This window comes from Gilliamella bombi (genome assembly GCF_900103255.1).
Lineage (GTDB): Bacteria > Pseudomonadota > Gammaproteobacteria > Enterobacterales > Orbaceae > Gilliamella > Gilliamella bombi.
Genome location: NZ_FMWS01000001.1, coordinates 68,702 through 74,928 on the forward strand (window position 1 = coordinate 68,702; position 6,227 = coordinate 74,928).

Sequence of the window (6,227 nt, forward strand, 5' to 3'; positions counted from 1 at the left end):
GATGGGATTTTCTCAAGCAGTGAGTGGTATGAATGCTGCATCAAAGCAATTAGATGTTATTGGGAATAATATTGCCAATTCAGCAACAGTAGGATTTAAGAGTGCTAGTATCTCATTTGCTGATATCTATGCTGGCTCAAAAGTTGGTATGGGGGTTAAAGTGGCTGCGATTATGCAAAACTTTAATGATGGGATAGCTACAACAACCAACAATAGTTTAGATGTGGCTATTTCTGGCAATGGATTTTTCCGTTTAGTGGATAGTAATGGGCAAGCCTATTATACCCGCAATGGACAGTTTCAATTAGATTCCGAACGAAATATTATTTCTGCTGATGGTCTTTATCTGACTGGCTATCTTGCAACCGGAACTCCACCTCAAGTGCAGCAAGGTGCAGCTCCAGGTACATTAAAAATTTCGCAAGAAATGCTAAATGCATCAGCGACAACCAAGGCTTCTTTGCAAACAAACTTAAATTCCAATAGTAAAGTTCCGGCAAAACAACCTGTCAATGCTCTTGATGCCGATACATTTAATTATTCTACGACCATTACTACTTATGACTCGCTTGGTAATCAACGCAATATTCAGCTCTTTTACGTTAAAACCGCTGATAACCAATGGGATGTTCATTATCTTGATAGCAGTGATCCTAATGGAAGTTTGCAAAAAGCGGGAGAAATGGAATTTGATTCTTCTGGTAAATTGATTAGTGATCCCGAAATGACCATCGATATTAATGGGATAAATGGATCTGCTGATAATAGCTTTACTTTATCATTAGCCAAAAGTTCTCAACAAAATATGGGAAAAGAATTGGGTAGTATTAAAAACCCTGTTGTGAATGGATATGCTCCTGGAGATTTGGTCGGGTATAGCATTAATGATGATGGTTCTATTTATGGTGTCTATTCTAACCAACAAACAATGTTATTAGGTCAAATAGCAATGGCTGATTTTGCCAATGTTAATGGGCTAGAACCTGCTGGCAACAATAACTGGAGGACAACTATTAATTCTGGTATAGAAGTATTGGGCAGTGCAAATTCTGGTACTTTTGGTTCGTTAGCGAGCGGTGCACTAGAGTCGTCAAATGTTGATATGAGTCAGGAATTAGTGAATATGATTGTTGCTCAGCGCAATTACCAGTCTAATTCACAAACAATTAAAACGCAGGATCAAATTCTAAATACATTAGTCAATTTGCGTTAATTTAAAGGTTATTTATGGATCGTGTTATTTATACAGCAATGTCAGCAGCTAGCCAGACATTAAATCGGCAATCAATTACTACTAATAACTTAGCTAATGTATCCACAGTGGGGTTTCGTGCACAGTTAACGACGATGAAAGCAGTTCCTGTTGTGGGGAATGATACACCTACACGAACCATGGTAACAGCAACAACTCCCACTTTTGATTCAACAATGGGGGCATTTAATTACACAGGCCGAAACTTGGATGTTGCTTTAACTGAGGATCACTGGCTAGCTGTACAATTAGTTGATGGTAGCGAAGCTTATACACGAAATGGAGCAATTCAAATTGATGAAAATGGTACTCTTAACATACAAGGTAATCCATTAATTGGTGATAATGGTGTTTTGACTGTGCCTCAACGATCTCAAATCAGTATTAGTAGTGATGGAACACTTTCCACATTAGGTGCAGGTGATAAACCTACGACCATTGCTCAAGTAGGTAAAATAAAGAAAGTCCATCTTGAGCATAATGAAATTATACGTGGTGATGATGGTTTTTTTCGACTAACGGAAGAAACACGTAATGAACGTGGTGAGAATATGCCAGACAATCCAAAAGCTAAGCTTATGTCAGGTGTATTAGAAGGGAGTAATGTGAACCCTGTTACGGCTATGGTTGATTTAATTAGTCATGCTCGCCAGTTTGAAATGCAGATGAAAGAAATTATTACTGCTGATGAAAATGCACAAAAAGCAAACCAAATTTTATCTCTAACTTAAATTTATCAATACATTAGACAGGAATAACAATGATTAAATCATTATGGATTGCCAAAACAGGCTTAACGGCACAACAAATGAATATGGATATTATTTCCAATAATTTAGCCAATGTTAGTACCAATGGTTTTAAAAAACAAAGAGCGGTATTTGAAGACTTATTATACCAAACTGTTCGCCAACCTGGAGCACAATCATCTGAGCAAACAACATTACCTTCTGGGTTACAGATTGGTACAGGAGTTCGCCCTGTTGCGACAGAACGAATTCATAGCCAAGGTAATTTAGAGGCAACTGATAACAGTAGTGATATTGCTATTAATGGGCAAGGTTTTTTCCAAGTTTTATTACCCGATGGTACACAAGCTTATACTCGTAGTGGTGCTTTTCAAGTTAATCAAAATGGTCAATTGGTGACTGCAGCAGGATACGAAATTCAACCAACAATTAGTATTCCATCCAATGCAATCAAAATGACGGTAGCGCGCGATGGTGTAGTAAATGTGACATTAGCTAATCAATCAACACAAGTCCAAGTTGGGCAACTAACTTTACATACTTTCATTAATGATGCTGGACTTGAAAGTATGGGGGAAAATCTTTACTTAGAAACAGAAAGTTCAGGTGCGCCAACGGAAAATACGCCAGGATTAAACGGTGCAGGGCTTTTATATCAAGGCTATACCGAAACATCTAACGTTAATGTTGCTGAAGAACTAGTGAATATGATTCAAGTTCAACGTGCTTACGAAATTAACAGCAAAGCAATATCAACCTCTGATCAAATGCTACAACGTTTAAATCAACTGTAAAGTTAACAATATGCTAAAGGTAATGAGATATTTTTATATTTTAATAGCATTTTTTTTCAGTGGCTGTGCACAATTGCCTAAAAAGCCTTTAGTTGAAGGTGAAACAAGTGTTGTCCCCAAATTGCCAGACAATGTAAATACGACAGGTTCAATTTATCAAGCTGCTCAGCCTAGTAGCTATGGTTACCAACCAATGTTTGAAGATCGTCGCCCGCGTAATGTTGGCGATGTATTAACCATTGTTTTACAAGAAAATGTCAGTGCTAGTAAAAGTTCATCGATTAATGCAGGACGAAATGGTTCGGTGGATCTAGGGGTAAAAACGATACCTAAATTTCTTGATGGGTTAGTCGGTCGAGGTAAAGCTAGTACTGAAATGTCTGGAAATAATGATTTTAAGGGATCAGGCGGGGCTAACGCTAAAAATACCTTTAGTGGCACAATCACCGTCACGGTTCAGGATGTCATGATCAATGGTAATTTAAAAGTGATTGGTGAAAAACAGATTGCGATTAATCAAGGTACCGAGTTTATCCGTTTTTTTGGGGTAGTTAATCCAAGAACAATTAGTGGAAATAACACTGTTATCTCAACGCAAGTTGCTGACGCTCGAATTGAGTATGTTGGTAATGGATACATTGATGAAGCCCAAACGATGGGTTGGTTACAGCGCCTATTTTTAAATCTTTCCCCTTTTTAACGAGTATCATTATGTTAAAAAAATTGCGTATTTTTGTTTATTTTGTCTTTATGATGGTATTAGTGATACCGGCGAGCCATGCTGAACGTATCCGCGATTTAGTCACCATTCAAGGTGTAAGAGAAAATGCCTTGGTTGGATATGGTATTGTTGTCGGTCTTGATGGTACAGGTGATCAAACATCACAAACACCTTTTACCATTCAAAGTATTACTAACATGTTATCTCAATTAGGTATTACCGTACCGTCTGGAAGCAATATGCAATTAAAAAATGTTGCTGCTGTTATGGTTACGGCTAAATTACCTTCTTATTCTCGAGTAGGGCAACAAATTGATGTGGTGGTATCCTCGCTCGGTAATGCAAAAAGCTTGCGTGGGGGCACATTGATTATGACGCCACTAAAAGGTGTCGATAATCAAGTATATGCTATTGCGCAAGGTAACCTTTTTGTAGGTGGAATGGGTGCAAGTAGTAAAGGTAGCAGTGTAAGTGTGAATCAAACTGCAGGGGCAACCATACCTAATGGTGCAACCATAGAAAGAGAGCTTGCAACTCGTTTAGATGAACAAAATATTATCCATTTACACCTTAATCAATTTGATTTCACTCAAGCATTGAAAATATCTAATGCAATTAACAGGTTACAAAAAAATACTGCAGTAGCATTAGATGGTACAACGATAGCATTACATATGCCAAAAGAAAGTAGTGCACGAGTACAACTGCTTTCACGAATACAAAATCTTGAAATTAGTGCTACGCCAGTTTCAGCAAAAGTCGTTATAAATACTAGAACCGGTGTTGTAGTTATGAATCAAAAGGTTAAATTAGATAATTGTGCGGTTGCACATGGTAATTTATCTGTTGTGGTAAATAACAAATTAAAGGTAAGTCAACCCAACACTCCACTAGCAGGAGGTACAACAACCGTTACACCAGATAATCAAGTTAGCGTTGCACAAGAAGGAGGGGCTTTACACAATATATCCTCTAGCGCTGATTTAAATCATGTTATTAATTCGCTAAATGTATTAGGTGCTAATCCTACAGAATTAATGTCAATACTTGAAGCGCTAAAAACAGCTGGTTGTTTACATGCTTCCTTAGAAACTATCTAAAAAAAGACTTTATGAATAATAAAATTGGACAATCTTTGAATCGTTTCGCTTATGATTTTTCGGATATTAATCAATTAAAGCGAAATGTAGTTAATGGCTCTGCTGAAGGTATTAAGCAAGTTGCTCAGCAGTTTGAGTCATTATTTATTAATATGATGATGCAAAGTATGCGAAAGGCTGTACCTGAAAGTGGTTTATTTAGCCAGTCTGCTACACAACTATTTACTTCAATGTTTGACCAACAAATTACACAGCAAGCAGCGGGTAAAGGGTTTGGATTAGCAGATATGCTTATTAAACAGTTAACTAATAAAGTTTCACCATCAATTAATGTTAACCTACAATCTAATACAACCAATACTCAGCAAAATCTGCAATTAGCTCAATCTTTATTTAGTAATGCATCACCTAATTTATCGCCTGAAGCGCTAGGGCAAATACTATATCGTAACTATAATGCTAACAAAGCAGCTGAAATTAAACATAACGAGGCAATATCAAATACACAATTTGATAATGTAAACGAAGATTATGTCACAAAATTTGTTATGGAATGGCTAGAGCCAGCTAGGCAAGCTGCTAAAAAATCTGGTATTCCGTATGAGGTTATTATTGCCCAAGCAGCACTAGAAACTGGGTGGGGGCAAAAGCAAATTAAAACCGCTAATAATCAATCAAGCCACAATTATTTTGGTGTCAAAGCAACATCATCATGGAATGGCAATTCAACTCGTTTAACCACACATGAATTTGTTAATAATAAAATGATGAAAATTGAAGATAATTTTAGAGTCTATAATAGTAAACATCATGCATTAACCGACTACCTCAATTTATTAACTAAAAGTCCTCGTTATCATGCAGTTATTAAAGCTCCTGATGCCAGAACAGCTGCTAAAGAATTACAAGCTGCACATTACGCAACTGATCCAAATTATAGTGATAAGCTTATTCAAATCATTGGTCGTATTGAAAAAATTGCCCAAAATAATCCTCCAACAAAAGTATTAGGATTTAAGCAAATTGCGTTTAATTGACAATAGGATTATTTGCACAAACCCCTCGCATTGTTTACCGTAATTTAATAAATTACGGTAATATGCAAAAATAATTCCGTATTTTTCTATACAGCTTATCTAAACAAACATTTTAACTAAAAAAATAAAGACAGTGCCATTTTGTCAAAAACTTTCAGGAGTGTACTACGTTTATGTAAAAATTCCAAAAAAATCATACACAAATCAAAAAGAGTAAAGTTATTATTATTGCTTTTTTAACCACCATTTCACCGCAAAAACAACGCGACTAAACTAACTTGAATTATTAATATTAAACAACATCATAGTTAAAAATTAGTTAAAATTCACCCTAAAATGCGCTATACTTTGTACAATTTAATTTATTTAGATTATCTATTAGATAACTAAATTAGATGACGATATTAGATAACTAAAAGCAATAACATTAACCATTTAAGTCATAACAACAAACAAAATGCATTCTCATTTTATTTTAATTAAATCAATAAATAAGGAAAGGAAACAAACATGTCAAACGAACTTAATCGTCTTTTAAGTCAACTCGGTGACGGGTTTAGTGATTTAATGGCGG

Annotated in this window: 6 protein-coding genes; all 6 read left to right on the forward strand. The window is 35.8% G+C overall.

The genetic code is table 11. The features are described from left to right. The first annotated feature begins 1 nt into the window (after window position 1). The 6 genes from flgE to flgJ are packed head-to-tail and all read left to right on the forward strand — an operon-like array spanning window position 2 to window position 5,653. On the forward strand, window positions 2–1,213 hold the full coding sequence (flgE, locus tag B9N71_RS00325) for a flagellar hook protein FlgE (RefSeq protein WP_085163706.1): 1,212 nt from the start codon (window positions 2–4) through the stop codon (window positions 1,211–1,213). Between the two features lie 14 nt (window positions 1,214–1,227). Beyond that, window positions 1,228–1,983: a flagellar basal body rod protein FlgF gene (locus B9N71_RS00330; RefSeq protein ID WP_085163707.1), complete on the forward strand. Its 756-nt coding sequence runs from the start codon at window positions 1,228–1,230 to the stop codon at window positions 1,981–1,983. Between the two features lie 29 nt (window positions 1,984–2,012). Beyond that, complete coding sequence (gene flgG / locus B9N71_RS00335; RefSeq protein ID WP_065590612.1) at window positions 2,013–2,795, forward strand: flagellar basal-body rod protein FlgG; 783 nt, start codon at window positions 2,013–2,015, stop codon at window positions 2,793–2,795. Between the two features lie 22 nt (window positions 2,796–2,817). After that, entirely contained in the window at window positions 2,818–3,495 is a 678-nt protein-coding gene (locus tag B9N71_RS00340) for a flagellar basal body L-ring protein FlgH (protein WP_081296853.1), read from the forward strand. Window positions 3,496–3,506: 11 nt separating this feature from the next. Then, the gene (locus tag B9N71_RS00345) at window positions 3,507–4,616 is read left to right on the forward strand and encodes a flagellar basal body P-ring protein FlgI (RefSeq protein WP_065590614.1); all 1,110 of its coding nucleotides are present in this window, start codon (window positions 3,507–3,509) and stop codon (window positions 4,614–4,616) included. 11 nt (window positions 4,617–4,627) lie between these two features. Then, window positions 4,628–5,653 (forward strand): flagellar assembly peptidoglycan hydrolase FlgJ, encoded by a 1,026-nt coding sequence (gene flgJ, locus B9N71_RS00350; protein ID WP_085163708.1) that lies wholly within the window; start codon window positions 4,628–4,630, stop codon window positions 5,651–5,653. Window positions 5,654–6,227: the final 574 nt, after the last annotated feature.